This is a genomic window from Pseudomonas citronellolis (assembly GCF_001586155.1).
GTDB lineage: Bacteria > Pseudomonadota > Gammaproteobacteria > Pseudomonadales > Pseudomonadaceae > Pseudomonas > Pseudomonas citronellolis.
On the sequence record NZ_CP014158.1, the window covers coordinates 6,186,958 to 6,203,682 of the forward strand.

The following is a 16,725-nucleotide window of genomic DNA, read 5'->3' on the forward strand; positions in this document are numbered from 1 at the left end:
GCACGCCTGGCGATCCTTGACCGACATCACTGGAATTGCCAGCGGCAAATGGTAGCATGGTGCCATCATCGCTCTGGCGACCCCGCCACCGCGTCAGCCCTCACAAGAAGCGCGCCATGACCGAGCACGACGATCCCACCCGCGATCGCTTGAAACACCATTTTGCCCAGCGGGTGATCCACCAGGCCCGGCACGTGCTGGAGATCTGGCAGCAGCTCAGCCGCTCGGAATGGACCGCCAGCGGCATGGCCGACCTGCGCGAGGCCGTCCTGCGCCTGCAGCGCTACGCCGAGCGCTTCGAGCAGGCCGAGCACGCCCAGCTGGCCGCCGCCATCGGCGCCGGGCTGGACGCCGTGGCGGGCAACCGCGGGCGCCTGTCCAGCGAGCGGATCAACGAGTTCGCCCAATTGATGCTGCGCCTGTCGCGCACCGGCCTGCGCCATGGCGACCAGCTCGAACACACCCAGCTGCCGCCGCTGCGCAAGCCGGTCTACCTGGCCCTGCAGGACGCCGAGCGCGCCGAGCGCCTGGCCCAGCAGCTGGAGTTCTTCGGCGTCCACGCGCAGCTGTGCGAGCACGCCGCGGCCTTCCGCGCGGCCATGGCCGAACGCCACCCGGCGGCGCTGCTGATGGACGTCGACTTCGCCGGCGCGGGCCTCGGCCTGGCCCTGGCCGAGGAAGTGCAGGCGGGCCTGGCGCACAAGCTGCCGGTGCTGTTCTTCAGCCACGAGGACACCGACACCCCCACCCGCCTGGCCGCGGCCCGCGCCGGCGGCCAGGAGTTCTTCAGCGGCACCCTGGACGCCTCCGGGGTGCTGGAAAAGATCGAGATGCTCACCCGCGTCGCCCACTACGACCCCTTCCGCGTGCTCATCGTCGACGACTCGCGGGCCCAGGCGGCACACACCGAGATGGTCCTCAACGGCGCCGGCATCGTCACCCGCGCGCTCACCGCGCCGCTGTCGGTGATGGCCGAGCTGGCCGAGTTCCAGCCGGACCTGATCATCCTCGACATGTACATGCCCGAATGCCTGGGCACCGAGCTGGCCAAGGTGATCCGCCAGCACGAGCGCCACGTCAGCGTGCCGATCATCTACCTGTCGGCCGAGGACGATCTGGACAAGCAGCTCGACGCCATGAGCGAGGGCGGCGACGACTTCCTCACCAAGCCGATCAAGCCGCGCCACCTGATCGCCACCGTGCGCAACCGCGCAGCGCGGGCGCGCAGCCTCAAGGCGCGCATGGTGCGCGACAGCCTCACCGGGCTGTACAACCACACCCACACCCTGCAGTTGCTGGAAGACGCCAGCTACCGCGCGCGCCGCGAAGGCCAGCCGCTGGCCTTCGCCATGCTCGACATCGACCACTTCAAGAAGGTCAACGACAGCTACGGCCCCCCCATGGGCGACCGGGTGATCAAGAGCCTGGCGCTGTTCCTCAAGCAGCGCCTGCGCAAGACCGACCACATCGGCCGCTACGGCGGCGAGGAGTTCGCCGTGGTGCTGCCGGACACCGACAGCGTGGCGGCGCACAAGGTGCTGGAGGAAATCCGCCAGCGCTTCGCCGAAATCCGTTACCCGGCCAAGCCCGCCGACCTGGCCTGCACCTTCAGTTGCGGCATCGCCCAGCTGGGCGCGGACGAAGACGCCACCGTCCTGGCCCGCCGCGCCGACGAGGCGCTGTACCGCGCCAAGCACGGCGGGCGCAATCGCGTCGAGGTGTTCGCCTGATCCCGCGGATCGGCGGATAACGCCGGGGGTGGGCTCGGCGTAGGGCGGATAACCGTTCGCGGTTATCCGCCGCTTGACCTTGGCCATGCCCCGCTCGGTGATGGGCACGAAACGCCGTTGAAGAGCGCGCCAGGTCCAACCACGACGCCCCGTAAAATGGGTTTCCCGCGCCTACCGGGCCATCCCATCAACGCTCGCCCAGTTTGTGCCGCGCCGCGTACAGGCAAACCATCTCCATCGCCAGGGTCGCGCCGGCCAGGGCGGTGATCTCGGCGCTGTCGTAGGGCGGCGCGACTTCCACCACGTCCATGCCCACCAGGTTGATGCCACGCAGCGCGCGGAGGATTTCCAGCGCCTGGTGCGAACTGAGCCCGCCGCAGACCGGCGTGCCGGTGCCCGGCGCGAAGGCCGGGTCGAGGCAGTCGATATCGAAGGTCAGGTACACCGGGTTGTCCCCCACCCGCGCGCGGATGCGTTCGGCGATGGCCTGCGGCGAGTGGCGGTGCACCTCTCGGGCATCCAGCACCTGGAAGCCCATCACATCGTCGTTGGTGGTGCGCAGGCCGACCTGCACCGAACGCGCCGGGTCCACCAGCCCCTCACGGGCGGCATGGTAGAACATGGTGCCGTGGTCGATGCGCTGGCAGTCCTCGTCCGGCCAGGTGTCGCTGTGGGCGTCGAAGTGGATCAGCGACAGCGGACCGTGCTGCTTCGCGTGGGCCTTGAGCAGCGGGTAGCTGATGAAGTGGTCGCCGCCCAGGGTCAGCAGCGCGCAGCCGGCATCGAGGATGCGCGCGGCGTGGGCCTCGATGGCTGCCGGGGTTTCCTGCGGCACGCCGTGGTCGAAGGAGCAGTCGCCGTAGTCGATCACCGCCAGGTGGTCGAAGGGGTCGAACTCCCAGGGGAAGTGCCGGGCCCAGGCCATCTGCACCGAGGCGGCGCGGATCGCCCGCGGCCCGAAGCGGCTGCCGGGGCGGTTGGTGGTGGCGGTGTCGAAGGGCACGCCGCTCACCACCAGGTCGACGCCGCGCAGGTCGCGGCTGTAGCGGCGGCGCATGAAGCTGGTGATGCCGGCATAGGTGGATTCGGCGGCGGTGCCATACAGGCTGTCGCGGGTGATGGCCTGGTCGTTGTCGTGGGCTTGATCCATGGTGTCCTCATCATCGGTGTTTTTTGGGTGTGTCCTGAAAGCTCGGTGCCTGCGGTTCCACCCTCGCTCAGGAGCGGGTGCGGAACGCCGACCACAGCCGCGTCCGCTCGCGCTGCTGCTTCAAGGTCAGCAACTGCTCGCCGAACAGCTTCCGGCGCATGGCCGGCGCCGGGTAGATGTCCGGGTCGCTGGCCACATCGGCATTGAGCAGCGGCGTGGCCTTGCGGTTGGCATTGGCGAAGTACAGGGTGTTGGTCAGCTCGGCGATGGCGTCCGGGCGCAGCATGAAGTCGATGAAGGCGCGCGCTTCCTGCGGGTGCGGCGCGTCCACCGGGATGGCCATGGTGTCGAACCAGATCAGCGTGCCTTCCCTGGGTATCCGGTAGATCACCTCGAATGGCTTGTTCGCCTGCCTGGCCTGCGCGGCGCCCATCAGCGCGTCGCCGGTGTAGGTCAGCGCGAGGCACAGCGTGCCGTTGGCCAGGTCGTTGATGTGCTTGCCGCTGGCGATGTAGCGCACGTTGGACTGCAGCTTCTCGAGCAACTGGCGGACCTGGGCCAGGTCGGCCGCGTCGGTGCTGTAGGGCGGCTTGCCCAGGTAGTTGAGCGCCACGCTGATCACCTCCTGGGGCGAGTCGATCAGCGAGATGCCGCAGTCGGCCAGGCGGCTGGCGTATTCGGGCTTGAACAGCAGGTCGAGGCTGTCCAGCGGCGCGTCGGGGATGCGCTTGAGCACTTCGTCCTTGTTGATCGCCAGGCCCACGGTGCCCCAGGTGTAGGGCACGCCGTAGCGGTTGCCCGGATCGATGGCGGCCAGCTTGGCCAGCAGTTCCGGGTCGAGGTTGGCGAAGTTCTTCAGCTGCGCGTCGTCCACCGGCTGCACGGCCTTGGCCTGGATGGCGCGGGCCAGCCCGCTGCTGGCGGGGAAGACCACGTCGTAGCCGCTGCGGCCGGTCATCAGCTTGCTGTCGAGCACCTCGGCGCTGTCGAAGGTGTCGTATTTGACGCGGATGCCGGTTTCCTGCTGGAAGCGCTGCAAGGCTTCGGCGCCGACGTAATCCGCCCAGTTGTACAGGTTGAGCACCCGCTCCTGCGCCTGCAGGGGCATGGCCAGGGCCGCGAGCAGGGCCGCAAGGGAAGCCCAGGGAAACACACGCATGATCATCGCCTCGGGGTTGTTGTGGTTATGGGGCGAGCATGGGGCGGGCTTTACTTTGTAAAAATACAAAGTTAATTACTTTGGCATTGCATTTTGGCAATGTTTGGAGACAGCCATGCTCAGCCAGTTGCGCGACCTCGACCTGCAGTTGCTGCGCCTGTTCGTCACCGTGGTGGAATGCGGCGGCTTCAGCGCGGCGCAGGGCGAGTTGGGCCTGAGCCAGCCGAGCATCAGCATCCAGATGGCCAAGCTGGAGACGCGCCTGGGCTACCGCCTGTGCGAGCGCGGCAAGGGCGGCTTCCGCCTGACGCCTAAGGGCGAGCACCTGCTGCAATCGACGCGGCGGCTGTTCGTCGCCATCGAGGGCTTCCGCGACGAGGCGCGCGGCGTGGCCGACAAGCTGCTGGGCGAGGTGCGCATCGGCCTTTCGGAAAGTCTCGAAGAAAGCGTCGTCGCGCGACTGTCCGAGGCGATCCGCCGCTTCCGCCAGCGCAACGAGGCGGTCAGCCTGGAGCTGCTCACCGCCACGCCCGCCGAACTGGAGCGCCTGTTACTGCAGGACCGGCTGCACCTGGCGGTCGGCTACTTCGCCGGCACCCAGGCGGCGCTGGAGCATCACCCCCTGTTCATCGAATCCCAGGGCCTGTATTGCGGCGCGGGCCACCCGGCCTTCGAGCAAAGGAAGCCGACCCGCGACGCCCTGGCCGACGCCGACCAGGTGCTGCACCCCTACCGCTTCATCGCCGCCGACGAACCGCTGCAGACCGGCCGCAGCAGCGCGCGCTGCGAACAGGTGGACGGCAGCCTGGCGTTCATCCTCTCCGGCGCGCACATCGGCTACCTGCCCCGGCATGTCGCGCAACCCTGGATCGAGCGCGGCCAGTTGCGCGAGCTGCTGCCGGGTGAACTGGGCTTCGAGGTGGCCTTCAGCCTGACCCGCCACCGTGGCCGCCACCCCGGCGACGCCGAACAGGCCTTCGTCAGCGACCTGCTGGGGGCGTTCGGCCAGCACGCGGCCGATTGACGCGGCAGCAACGCGGGAACCAGGACTCGCAGGCGAAGTCCCACAGCCTCGATCACTTCTTGTGACAGCTCCTCGGGCCGCATCGGAAGCTTTCCGCTATCATGCCGCCACCCAGAAAGTCCGCGAGAGTTCCATGCGCCGCCTGCTGACCCTGCTCCTGTTCCTGGTCGCCCTGCCCGCCACGGCCGGCCTGTTCGACAAGCCGGCCCCCGCCGCCCCCGGTTTCAGTACCGCGGCGCCGGCCGAGGGCAAGTTCCTCCCGGTGGCCGAGGCCTTCCGCCTGAGCGTCGAGGACAGCGACAGCCAGCAGGTGCTGCTGCGCTTCGTCAACGCCGAGGGCTACTACCTCTACCGGCACCGCATGAAGTTCCAGGTCGAGCCGGCCGAGGTCAGCCTCGGCGACGTGCAGCTGCCGCCGGGCAAGGCCCACCACGACGACTACTTCGGCGACTCCCAGGTCTACTACGCCATCACCGACGTCAAGGTGCCGCTGAACAACCCGCAGAAGCTGCCCTACCGCCTCACCGTCACCTACCAGGGCTGCGCCGACAAGGGCCTGTGCTACGCCCCGGAAACCGCCCAGGTGCAGGTTTCCGCCGCGGGCGTCGCCAGCCTCGGCGCCAAGCCCGCCGCCGCCGGCAAGGCGGCCGTGGCCTCCGGCGAGCCGGCGGTGGTCGACGACCTGCTGGCGCTGCTCAAGGGCGAAGGCAGCGGCAAGATCAAGAAGCTCGACCGCGGCCTGCTGATCGCCTTCCTCGCCGGCCTGACGCTGACCTTCACCCCCTGCGTGCTGCCGATGCTGCCGATCCTCTCCGGCGTGGTCCTGCGCGGGCGCCCGGGCGGCATGCGCGGCTTCACCCTGTCGCTGGCCTACGTGCTGCCGATGGCGGTGTGCTACGCCGTGCTCGGCGCGCTGATGGGGCTGTTCGGCGCCAAGCTCAACCTGCAGGCGATGTTGCAGTCGCCCTGGGTGCTGGTGCCCTTCGCGGCCTTCTTCGTGGCCTTCGCCATCGCCATGTTCGGCATCTTCGAGCTGCGCCTGCCGGGCTTTGTGCGCGAGCGCCTGGACCGCATGGCGGCCGACACCCGCGGCGGCTCCATCGCCGGCGCGGCCACCCTGGGCGTGCTTTCCAGCCTGCTGGTCTCGCCCTGCGTCTCGGCGCCCCTGGCCGGCCTGCTGCTGTACATCGGCAGCACCGGCGACGCCCTCGGCGGCGGCCTGCTGCTGTTCGCCCTGGGCCTGGGCATGGGCACCCCGCTGGTGATCTTCGGCGCCGGCGGCGGCGCCGTGCTGCCGAAATCCGGGGCCTGGATGACCGGCGTGCGCAACTTCTTCGGCGTGCTGCTGCTGGCGGTGGCCATCTGGCTGCTCGAGCGGGTGCTCTCCGGCCCGGTGAGCCTGGCCCTGTGGGGCGCCCTGGCCGGCGGCGTGGCCATCGCCCTGGGCACCCTGGAACTGGTGAACAAGACGCCGCTGCAACGCGGCGCCCAGCTGCTCGGCCTGATGTTCCTGGTCTACGCCCTGGCGGCCTGGGCCGGCGCCCTGCGCGGCGAGTCCGACCCGCTGCACCCGCTGGGCCGCTCCGAACCCTCCAGCCATGCCGGCCCGCCCAGCTCGACGCCCGGCCAGTGGCAGAACCTGACCACCCCGGCGCAGCTCGACACCGCCCTGGCCCAGGCCAGCGCCGCCGGCCGGCCGGTGCTGCTGGACTGGTACGCCGACTGGTGCATCAGCTGCAAGATCATCGAGCGCCAGGTGCTGCCGGACGCGGCAGTGCAGGCGCAACTGGCCGGCTACCAGTTGCTGCGCTTCGACATGACCGACAGCACCGCCGAGCAGCGCGCCCTGCTCGACCGCTACAACCTCTTCGGCCCGCCGGCGCTGCTGCTGTTCGACGCGGGCGGCCAGGAGCACAGCGACCTGCGCATCGTCGGCGAGACCAACGCGGCCACCCTGGCCGCGCATCTGCAACAGGCCGGCGCGCGCTAGAGCGCGCCTCATATTTCTGCAGCAATCATCAGGCAACATGCCGACATCTACCGCAAAACCGGCATGACTGGACAGTCACGCCCGGTTTCCGGCATAGTCCCGGCCAATTTCCAATCCGCGCGACGAGAGAACAACAAGCCGATGGCCACCCTACTGGTCCTGCACGGGCCCAACCTGAACCTGCTCGGCACCCGCGAACCCGGCGTCTACGGCTCGGTCACCCTCGAGCAGATCAACCAGGACCTGGAGCGCCGCGCCCGCGAGGCCGGCCATCACCTGATGTACCTGCAGAGCAACGCCGAGTACGAACTGATCGAGCGCATCCACGCCGCGCGCGGCGAAGGCGTGGACTTCATCCTCATCAATCCGGCGGCTTTCACGCATACGAGTGTCGCGCTACGTGACGCGTTGCTCGCGGTGAGCATCCCATTCATCGAAGTGCACCTGTCCAACGTGCACAAACGTGAACCTTTCCGGCATCACTCCTACTTCTCCGACGTGGCAGTAGGGGTGATCTGCGGCCTGGGGGCCACAGGCTACCGCCTGGCCCTGGAGTCCGCCCTCGAACAACTTGAACGCCCGTGACCATCACCTGGGAGTGCGAACGCTAATGGACATCCGTAAAGTCAAGAAACTGATCGAACTGCTCGAAGAATCCGGCATCGACGAGCTGGAAATCCGCGAAGGCGAAGAATCGGTGCGCATCAGCCGCCACAGCAAGACCGCCGCCCAGCCGATCTACGCTGCCGCCCCGGCCTACGCGCCCGCCCCCGCTGCCGCCCCGGCCCCAGTGGCCGCTGCCGCCGCACCGGCCGCCGAAGCCGCGCCGGCCGCCGCCAAGCTCAACGGCAACGTGGTCCGCTCGCCGATGGTCGGTACCTTCTACCGCTCGCCCTCGCCGACCGCCGCGCCCTTCGTCGAAGTCGGCCAGAGCGTGAAGAAAGGCGACATCCTGTGCATCGTCGAAGCCATGAAGATGATGAACCACATCGAGGCTGAAACCAGCGGCGTCATCGAGCAGGTCCTGGTCGAAAGCGGCCAGCCGGTCGAGTACGACCAGCCGCTGTTCACCATCGTCTAAGCCGCGGGGAACCTGCGATGTTGGATAAAGTACTGATCGCCAACCGCGGCGAGATCGCCCTGCGCATCCTGCGCGCCTGCAAGGAGCTGGGCATCAAGACGGTCGCGGTGCACTCCACTGCCGACCGCGAGCTGATGCACCTGTCGCTGGCCGACGAGGCCGTGTGCATCGGCCCGGCCCCGGCCGGCCAGTCCTACCTGCACATCCCGGCGATCATCGCCGCCGCCGAAGTCACCGGCGCCAACGGCATCCACCCGGGCTACGGCTTCCTCGCCGAGAACGCCGACTTCGCCGAGCAGGTCGAACGCTCCGGCTTCACCTTCATTGGCCCCAGCGCCGACGTGATCCGCCTGATGGGCGACAAGGTCTCGGCCAAGGACGCCATGAAGAAAGCCGGCGTGCCCACCGTGCCGGGCTCCGACGGCCCGCTGCCGGAAGACGAGGAAACCGCCCTGGCCATCGCCCGCGAAGTGGGCTACCCGGTCATCATCAAGGCCGCCGGCGGCGGCGGTGGCCGCGGCATGCGCGTGGTGCACAGCGAGGAAGAGCTGATCAAGTCGGCCAAGCTGACCCGCACCGAGGCCGGCGCCGCCTTCGGCAACTCCATGGTCTACCTGGAGAAGTTCCTGACCAACCCGCGCCACGTGGAAGTCCAGGTGCTCTCCGACGGCCAGGGCAACGCCATCCACCTGGGCGACCGCGACTGCTCGCTGCAGCGCCGCCACCAGAAGGTGCTGGAAGAAGCCCCCGCGCCGGGCATCGACGAGAAGGCCCGCGCGGAAGTCCTCGAACGCTGCGTTCGCGCCTGCGTCGAGATCGGCTACCGTGGCGCCGGCACCTTCGAGTTCCTCTACGAGAACGGCCGCTTCTACTTCATCGAGATGAACACCCGCGTGCAGGTGGAGCATCCGGTGTCGGAGATGGTCACCGGCATCGACATCGTCAAGGAAATGCTGCGCATCGCCTCCGGCCAGAAGCTCTCGGTACGCCAGGAGGACGTGGTGATCCGCGGCCATGCCCTGGAATGCCGGATCAACGCCGAGGACCCGAAGAACTTCATGCCCAGCCCGGGCACCGTGAAGCACTTCCACGCCCCCGGCGGCAACGGCGTGCGCGTCGACTCGCACCTGTACAGCGGCTACACCGTGCCGCCGAACTACGACTCGCTGGTCGGCAAGCTGATCACCTACGGCAAGGACCGCGACGAGGCCCTGGCGCGCATGCGCAATGCCCTGGACGAGCTGATCGTCGACGGCATCAAGACCAACATCGACCTGCACAAGGACCTGGTCCGCGACAAGGAATTCTGCAAGGGCGGTGTGAACATCCATTACCTGGAAAAGAAACTCGGCATGAGTCACTGAGCCCACGCCGATAAAAGCGCTGGAGGCTGGAAGGCTGGACGAAAAAGCGGATAATCCCGCCCTTCGTCCGGCCTTCCAGCCTTCAGCCGTTTTCTCACGAGGTTTTTTATGCCCTGGGTTCAAGTCCGCCTCGCCATCACCCCGGAACAGGCGCCCACCTACGAAGACGCCCTGCTGGAAGTCGGCGCCGTCTCGGTGACCTTCATGGACGCCGAGGACCAGCCGATCTTCGAGCCGGACCTGGGCACCACCCCGCTGTGGACCCACACCCACCTGCTGGCGCTGTTCGAGGACGGCACCGACGAGGCCGCGCTGCTGGCGCACCTGCAGCTGCTGACCGGCGGCGAACTGCCCCAGCACCAGGTCGAAATCGTCGAAGACCAGGACTGGGAACGCAGCTGGATGGACAACTTCAAGCCGATGCGCTTCGGCCGCCGCCTGTGGATCGTCCCCAGCTGGCACGAGGCGCCGGAGCCGGAGGCGGTGAACCTGCTGCTCGACCCGGGCCTGGCCTTCGGCACCGGCACCCACCCGACCACCGCGCTGTGCCTGGAATGGCTGGACGGCCAGGAACTGGCCGGCGATACCGTGCTGGACTTCGGCTGCGGCTCGGGCATCCTCGCCATCGCCGCGCTGCTGCTGGGCGCGAAGCGGGCGCTGGGCACCGACATCGACCCGCAGGCCCTGGAGGCCTCGCGCGACAACGCCACGCGCAACGGCATCGACCCGGCGCTGTTCCCGGTCTACCTGCCCGCCGATCTGCCCGCCGGGCAGGCCGACGTGGTGGTGGCGAACATTCTCGCCGGTCCCCTGGTCTCACTGGCAGGCCAGCTGACTTCCCTGGTCAAGCCCGGCGGCCGCTTGGCCCTGTCGGGCATCCTCGCCGAGCAGGCCGAGGAAGTGCGCGCCGCCTACGCCGACGCCTTCGAGCTGGAGCCCACCGCCGAGCGCGAAGGCTGGGTACGCATCAGCGGCCGCCGCCGCTGAACCCTGGTGGCGGCCAACTGCCCGCACGCCGAGGCTTGAGTTAGACTAAGCGACCGTTTATCGCCGGACCGCCGCATGAGCGCCAGTTTCATCACACAGTGCCCGCATTGCCTCACCAGTTTCCGCGTCAACCAGGCGCAGCTGGGTGCGGCCAATGGCGCTGTGCGCTGCGGCGCCTGCCTCAAGGTGTTCAACGCCCCGCAACATATGCTGGGCGGCACCGCGCGCTCCGGCGGCGAGCCCATCCAGCCGCCGGCTGCGGCCCCGAAACCCGCAGCGCCGAGCGAGCCCCCGCGCCCCGTCCCGGCGCCCGGCGTCGCCACCCTCGGCTGGCCGCTGGCGCCGCACAGTGCGCGACCGTCCGCCGACAGCACGGTAGCCCCGGCCGCCACCCCCATGCCGGCCCCGAGCCAGCCACCGGCGCCCGCCCCGGCACCGGCCAGGCCGGCGCAAGAAGCCGCCGTAGCGGCCAAGCCCGCCGACGATACCCTGTGGATCCACGACGATCTGGACCTGGACAGCCTCAACCTCGATGAAGAGCTGGCCAAGCTCGACGAATTCGAGCTGTCCCAGGAATTCCGCGAACTGCAGGCCGCGCCCAAGCCGGCCGAGGCCCTGCTGGGCAACCGCCCGTCGGCGCGCGACCCGCATGACGAACGCTGGGCCGAGGCCCTGCTGCGCGACGAGGAACGCCAGGCGAGCGAAGGCGGCCGCCAGGAACCGAGCCTGGGCCGCATCGACGAAGAGCCCGAGCAGCCCCCCGTCGCGCCGCCGCAACCGCAGAGCGCGCCGGTCGAAGAGCCGGCCGTGGCCGCCGCGGCCGCAGAAGAGGAAGACGACGACCTGCCGAGCTTCAGCGCCCGCCGCGACGACGAGCCGCTGGAAACCGAAGCCGAGCCGGACGAGGAACCCGAGGCCGAGCCCCCGCTGGCGGAACGCGAGACGCCCCGCCTGGGCGCGCCGCTGGACGACGAGGACGAAGAGGCAGACGACAAGGCCCCGCGCCGCCCCGACCCGGGCCTGGGCGAGGCCGCCCTGCACGACCTCAGCGACGAGCCGCTGCAACTGGACTGGCAGAAGCCCAAGAGCCGCTGGGGCTGGCGCCTGCTCTGGCTGCTGCTGATCCTCCTGGCCCTGGCCGGCCTGGGCGGCCAGTACGTGGCCTACCACTTCGACGAACTGGCCCGCGAGGACGCCTACCGCCCCTGGTTCGCCGAACTCTGCCCGCAACTGGGCTGCAGCCTGCCGTTGAAGGTCGACGTCGAGCAGATCCGCAGCAGCAACCTGGTGGTGCGCAGCCACCCGGACTTCAGCGGCGCCCTGGTGGTGGACGCGATCATCTACAACCGCGCCAGCTTCTCCCAGCCCTTCCCGCTGCTGGAACTGCGCTTCGCCGACCTCAACGGCCAGTTGATCGCCAGCCGCAGCTTCAAGCCCAGCGAATACCTGGGCGGCGAGCTGGCCGGGCAGAGCGAGATGCCGCCGCAGACGCCGATCCACGTGTCGCTGGACATCCTCGACCCGGGCCCCAAGGCGGTCAACTACAGCCTCAGCTTCCATTCTCCGGAGTGACCGGCGCGTAGCGCAGAACCCCGCGCAGCGCCAGTTCCGCTCGTCTTCCAACCCCAGGCAATAAGCCGGCGGCTGTTCAGAATTTATCCAAAATCGCCTTTATCCGGTCATCGAGAGCGGGTATCATGCCCTCCCTTTTTTGCAAGCACCGGTGGCCTCTCGCCGACCCTCCCCGAGTCCTCGACCCGCGGGAGCGTGCAGCGATTGCGCCCCATAACAGGGAAGCGATGTCGGTGGTTCGCATCGGCTCTTACACACTGCCCAACAGACTGATCCTGGCTCCCATGGCCGGCGTCACCGATCGCCCGTTCCGCCAGCTGTGCCGCCGCCTCGGCGCCGGCATGGTGGTCTCGGAGATGGTCACCAGCGACGTGCGCCTGTGGAACAGCCGCAAGTCGCGCCTGCGCCTGGTGCACGACGGCGAGGACCAGCCGCGTTCGGTGCAGATAGCCGGCGGCGACCCGCAGATGCTCGCCGAGGCCGCCCGCGCCAACGTCGAGCTGGGCGCGCAGATCATCGACATCAACATGGGCTGCCCGGCCAAGAAGGTCTGCAACAAGGCCGCCGGCTCCGCGCTGCTGCGCGACGAGAAGCTGGTGGCCGAGATCCTCGAAGCCGTGGTGGCCGCCGTCGAAGTGCCGGTGACGCTGAAGATCCGCACCGGCTGGGACCGCGACAACCGCAACGGCGTGAACGTCGCGCGCATCGCCGAGCAGTCGGGCATCCAGGCCCTGGCCGTGCACGGCCGCACCCGCGCCGACCTGTACACCGGCGACGCCGAATACGAAACCATCGCCGCGATCAAGCAGGCGGTGTCCATCCCGGTGTTCGCCAATGGCGACATCACCTCGCCGCAGAAGGCCCGCCAGGTGCTCCAGCACACCGGCGCCGACGCCTTGCTGATCGGCCGCGCCGCCCAGGGCCGGCCGTGGATATTCCGTGAGATCGAGCACTACCTGAGCACCGGCGAGACCTTGCCGGCGCCGTCCCTGGCCGAGGTGGAAAGCATTTTGCTGGAGCACCTGGCCGCCTTGCATGCCTTCTATGGGGAAGAGCTGGGTGTCCGCATCGCCCGCAAGCACGTGGGCTGGTACCTGGCGACGTTACCGGGGGCGGCGGAGTTCCGCGCCCAGTTCAATCGTTTGCAGAACACGGATGCACAGAGCGCCAGCGTCAGGCAGTTCTTCGCCGAGCGCCATGACAACGGAAAAGGGGTGGCCGCATGACAACGATGACCGAGACTTTAGTGAGTGGAATGACACCCGTGAGCGACAACGCGAACCTCAAACAGCACCTGAACACGCCGACGCAGGAAGGCCATACCCTGCGCGACAGCGTCGAGAAGGCACTGCGCAACTACTTCGCCCACCTCGATGGGCAGCCGGTCACGGACGTGTACAACATGGTGCTCTGCGAAGTGGAGGCACCGCTGCTGGAAACCGTGATGGACCACGTGAAGGGTAACCAGACCAAGGCGTCGGAGCTGCTCGGCCTGAACCGCGGCACCCTGCGCAAGAAGCTCAAGCAGTACGACCTCCTCTAAAAGCCGCTGGAGGCTAAAGGCTGAAGGCCGGACGAAAAAGCGCCCCTCGTCCAGCCTCCAGCCTCCAGCGCTCTTATCCTCATCAGATGGAACCGTTATGACCGACCACTCCCTCCGCCTGCCCATCCGCCGCGCGCTGATCAGCGTCTCCGACAAGACCGGCGTCGTCGACTTCGCCCGCGAGCTGGTCGCCCTCGGCGTGGAGATCCTCTCCACCGGCGGCACCTACAAGCTGCTCAAGGACAACGCCATCGCCGCCGTGGAAGTGGCCGACTACACCGGCTTCCCGGAAATGATGGACGGCCGCGTCAAGACCCTGCACCCGAAGGTGCACGGCGGCATCCTCGGCCGTCGCGACATCGACGGCGCGGTGATGGCCGAGCACGGCATCAAGCCGATCGACCTGGTGGCGGTCAACCTGTACCCCTTCGAGGCCACCGTGGCCAAGCCCGACTGCGACCTGCCGACCGCCATCGAGAACATCGACATCGGCGGCCCGACCATGGTCCGCAGCGCCGCGAAGAACCACAAGGACGTCGCCATCGTGGTCAACGCGGCTGACTACGCCGGCGTGGTCGCGGCCCTGAAGGCCGGCGGCCTGACCTACGCCCAGCGCTTCGACCTGGCCCTGAAGGCCTTCGAGCACACCGCCGCCTACGACGGCATGATCGCCAACTACCTGGGCACCATCGACCAGGCCCGCGACACCCTCTCCACCGAAGGCCGCGGCGCCTTCCCGCGCACCTTCAACAGCCAGTTCATCAAGGCCCAGGAAATGCGCTACGGCGAGAACCCGCACCAGAGCGCGGCCTTCTACGTCGAGGCGAAGAAGGGCGAGGCCAGCGTCTCCACCGCCGTGCAGCTGCAGGGCAAGGAACTGTCGTTCAACAACGTGGCCGACACCGACGCCGCGCTGGAGTGCGTGAAGAGCTTCGTCAAGCCGGCCTGCGTCATCGTCAAGCACGCCAACCCGTGCGGCGTGGCCGTGGTCCCGGAGAACGAGGGCGGCATCCGCAAGGCCTACGACCTGGCCTACGCCACCGACACCGAGTCGGCCTTCGGCGGCATCATCGCCTTCAACCGCGAGCTGGACGGCGACACCGCCCAGGCCATCGTCGAGCGCCAGTTCGTCGAAGTCATCATCGCCCCGAAAGTCTCCGCCGCCGCCCGCGCCGTGGTCGCCGCCAAGGCCAACGTGCGCCTGCTGGAATGCGGCGAGTGGCCGGCCGAGCGCGCCCCGGGCTGGGACTTCAAGCGCGTCAACGGCGGCCTGCTGGTACAGAGCCGCGACATCGGCATGATTACCGAGGCGGACCTGAAGATCGTCACCCAGCGCGCGCCCAGCGAGCAGGAAATCCACGACCTGATCTTCGCCTGGAAAGTGGCCAAGTTCGTCAAGTCCAACGCCATCGTCTACGCCAGGCACCGCCAGACCGTGGGCGTCGGCGCCGGCCAGATGAGCCGCGTCAACTCCGCACGCATCGCCGCCATCAAGGCCGAGCACGCCGGCCTGGAAGTGAAAGGCGCGGTCATGGCCTCGGACGCCTTCTTCCCGTTCCGCGACGGCATCGACAACGCGGCCAAGGCCGGCATCACCGCGGTGATCCAGCCGGGCGGCTCGATGCGTGACAACGAAGTCATCGCGGCGGCCGACGAAGCCGGCATCGCCATGGTGTTCACCGGGATGCGCCATTTCAGGCACTAAAAGCTGGAAGCCTGTAGCTGGAAGCCTGAAGCCCGACCGCTTCCAGCTTCCAGCTTCCAGCTTCCAGCTCTCAGACGAGAGCTATCGAATATGAATGTACTGATCATCGGCAGCGGCGGTCGCGAACACGCCCTGGCCTGGAAGGTCGCCCAGGACCCGCGCGTGGCGAAGGTCTTCGTCGCCCCGGGCAACGCCGGCACCGCCACCGAGCCCAAGTGCGAGAACGTCGCCATCGACGTGCTGGCCCTGGAGCAACTGGCCGACTTCGCCGCGAAGAACGTGCAACTGACCATCGTCGGCCCAGAAGCACCGCTGGTCGCCGGCGTGGTCGACCTGTTCCGTTCGCGCGGCCTGGACATCTTCGGCCCGACCAAGGGCGCGGCCCAGCTGGAAGGCTCCAAGGCCTTCACCAAGGACTTCCTGGCCCGCCACAAGATCCCCACCGCCGACTACCGGAACTTCACCGAAGTCGAGCCGGCCCAGGCCTACCTGAAGGAGAAAGGCGCGCCCATCGTGATCAAGGCCGACGGCCTGGCCGCGGGCAAGGGCGTGATCGTCGCCATGACCCTGGAAGAAGCCGAGGAAGCCGTGCGCGACATGCTCGCCGGCAACGCCTTCGGCGACGCCGGTTCGCGCGTGGTGATCGAGGAGTTCCTCGACGGCGAGGAGGCCAGCTTCATCGTCATGGTCGACGGCCAGAACGTGCTGCCCATGGCCACCAGCCAGGACCACAAGCGCGTCGGCGACGCCGACACTGGCCCCAACACCGGCGGCATGGGCGCCTACTCGCCGGCCCCGGTGGTCACCCCCCAGGTGCACCAGCGGGTGATGGACGAAGTCATCTACCCGACCGTGCGCGGCATGGCCGAGGAAGGCAACGTCTACACCGGCTTCCTCTACGCCGGCCTGATGATCGACAAGAGCGGCGCGCCCAAGGTCATCGAGTTCAACTGCCGCTTCGGCGACCCCGAGACGCAGCCAATCATGGTGCGCCTGGAAAGCTCCCTGGTGCTGCTGGTCGAGGCCGCCCTGGCCAAGGCGCTGGACAAGGTCGAGGCCACCTGGGACCCGCGCCCCACCGTGGGCGTGGTGCTGGCCGCCGGCGGCTACCCGGGCGACTACGCCAAGGGCGACGTCATCGAAGGCCTGGCCGAAGCCGCCAAGCTCGACGGCAAGGTGTTCCATGCCGGCACCGCGCTGAAGGACGGCCAGGTCGTCACCTCCGGCGGCCGCGTGCTCTGCGCCACCGCCATCGGCCCGAGCGTGTCCTCGGCGCAGCAGCAGGCCTACCGCCTGGCGGAGCAGATCCGCTGGAACGGCTGCTTCTACCGCAAGGACATCGGCTACCGCGCCATCGCCCGCGAACGCGGCGAAAGCTAAAAGGCCGGCGGGCGCAGGGGCTGAGCCGCCTTTGCGCCCG

The 16,725-nt window shown here is 68.6% G+C and carries 14 protein-coding genes; 12 read left to right on the forward strand and 2 right to left on the reverse strand.

What is annotated here, in order from left to right; translation table 11 throughout:
* The first annotated feature begins 116 nt into the window (after nucleotides 1-116).
* Nucleotides 117-1,730, forward strand: coding sequence for a GGDEF domain-containing response regulator (locus PcP3B5_RS27155; RefSeq protein WP_061562889.1), 1,614 nt, complete (start codon nucleotides 117-119; stop codon nucleotides 1,728-1,730).
* A 187-nt stretch (nucleotides 1,731-1,917) separates the two neighbouring features.
* On the opposite strand, the gene speB is transcribed toward PcP3B5_RS27155, so the two are convergent.
* Nucleotides 1,918-2,880 (reverse strand): agmatinase, encoded by a 963-nt coding sequence (gene speB / locus PcP3B5_RS27160; protein ID WP_061562890.1) that lies wholly within the window; start codon nucleotides 2,878-2,880, stop codon nucleotides 1,918-1,920.
* A gap of 67 nt (nucleotides 2,881-2,947) precedes the next feature.
* Nucleotides 2,948-4,045: a polyamine ABC transporter substrate-binding protein gene (locus tag PcP3B5_RS27165; protein WP_082816424.1), complete on the reverse strand. Its 1,098-nt coding sequence runs from the start codon at nucleotides 4,043-4,045 to the stop codon at nucleotides 2,948-2,950.
* Between the two features lie 109 nt (nucleotides 4,046-4,154).
* Here PcP3B5_RS27165 and PcP3B5_RS27170 point away from each other — a divergent pair, with 109 nt between their 5' ends.
* The 11 genes from PcP3B5_RS27170 to purD all read left to right on the forward strand — a co-directional run bounded on the left by PcP3B5_RS27170 (nucleotide 4,155) and on the right by purD (nucleotide 16,685).
* Nucleotides 4,155-5,063, forward strand: coding sequence for a LysR family transcriptional regulator (locus PcP3B5_RS27170; protein ID WP_061562891.1), 909 nt, complete (start codon nucleotides 4,155-4,157; stop codon nucleotides 5,061-5,063).
* A gap of 133 nt (nucleotides 5,064-5,196) precedes the next feature.
* Nucleotides 5,197-7,053: a protein-disulfide reductase DsbD gene (locus PcP3B5_RS27175; protein ID WP_061562892.1), complete on the forward strand. Its 1,857-nt coding sequence runs from the start codon at nucleotides 5,197-5,199 to the stop codon at nucleotides 7,051-7,053.
* Between the two features lie 141 nt (nucleotides 7,054-7,194).
* Nucleotides 7,195-7,638: a type II 3-dehydroquinate dehydratase gene (gene aroQ / locus PcP3B5_RS27180; RefSeq protein ID WP_009613296.1), complete on the forward strand. Its 444-nt coding sequence runs from the start codon at nucleotides 7,195-7,197 to the stop codon at nucleotides 7,636-7,638.
* Nucleotides 7,639-7,663: 25 nt separating this feature from the next.
* A complete protein-coding gene (gene accB / locus PcP3B5_RS27185) occupies nucleotides 7,664-8,134 on the forward strand; it encodes an acetyl-CoA carboxylase biotin carboxyl carrier protein (protein ID WP_009613297.1) in 471 nt (156 codons plus the stop codon).
* Between the two features lie 17 nt (nucleotides 8,135-8,151).
* A complete protein-coding gene (gene accC / locus PcP3B5_RS27190; RefSeq protein WP_009613299.1) occupies nucleotides 8,152-9,498 on the forward strand; it encodes an acetyl-CoA carboxylase biotin carboxylase subunit in 1,347 nt (448 codons plus the stop codon).
* A gap of 108 nt (nucleotides 9,499-9,606) precedes the next feature.
* Complete coding sequence (prmA, locus tag PcP3B5_RS27195; RefSeq protein ID WP_058073233.1) at nucleotides 9,607-10,485, forward strand: 50S ribosomal protein L11 methyltransferase; 879 nt, start codon at nucleotides 9,607-9,609, stop codon at nucleotides 10,483-10,485.
* A gap of 75 nt (nucleotides 10,486-10,560) precedes the next feature.
* Nucleotides 10,561-12,057: a DUF3426 domain-containing protein gene (locus PcP3B5_RS27200; RefSeq protein WP_061562893.1), complete on the forward strand. Its 1,497-nt coding sequence runs from the start codon at nucleotides 10,561-10,563 to the stop codon at nucleotides 12,055-12,057.
* A gap of 227 nt (nucleotides 12,058-12,284) precedes the next feature.
* The gene (gene dusB / locus PcP3B5_RS27205; RefSeq protein WP_009613304.1) at nucleotides 12,285-13,283 is read left to right on the forward strand and encodes a tRNA dihydrouridine synthase DusB; all 999 of its coding nucleotides are present in this window, start codon (nucleotides 12,285-12,287) and stop codon (nucleotides 13,281-13,283) included.
* Nucleotides 13,280-13,600 (forward strand): DNA-binding transcriptional regulator Fis, encoded by a 321-nt coding sequence (fis, locus tag PcP3B5_RS27210; RefSeq protein WP_009613305.1) that lies wholly within the window; start codon nucleotides 13,280-13,282, stop codon nucleotides 13,598-13,600. Before dusB ends, fis begins: the two co-directional genes overlap by 4 nt.
* Nucleotides 13,601-13,697: 97 nt before the next feature.
* On the forward strand, nucleotides 13,698-15,305 hold the full coding sequence (purH, locus tag PcP3B5_RS27215) for a bifunctional phosphoribosylaminoimidazolecarboxamide formyltransferase/IMP cyclohydrolase (protein WP_061562894.1): 1,608 nt from the start codon (nucleotides 13,698-13,700) through the stop codon (nucleotides 15,303-15,305).
* Nucleotides 15,306-15,395: 90 nt separating this feature from the next.
* A complete protein-coding gene (purD, locus tag PcP3B5_RS27220) occupies nucleotides 15,396-16,685 on the forward strand; it encodes a phosphoribosylamine--glycine ligase (RefSeq protein WP_061562895.1) in 1,290 nt (429 codons plus the stop codon).
* The last annotated feature ends 40 nt before the right edge of the window (nucleotides 16,686-16,725 follow it).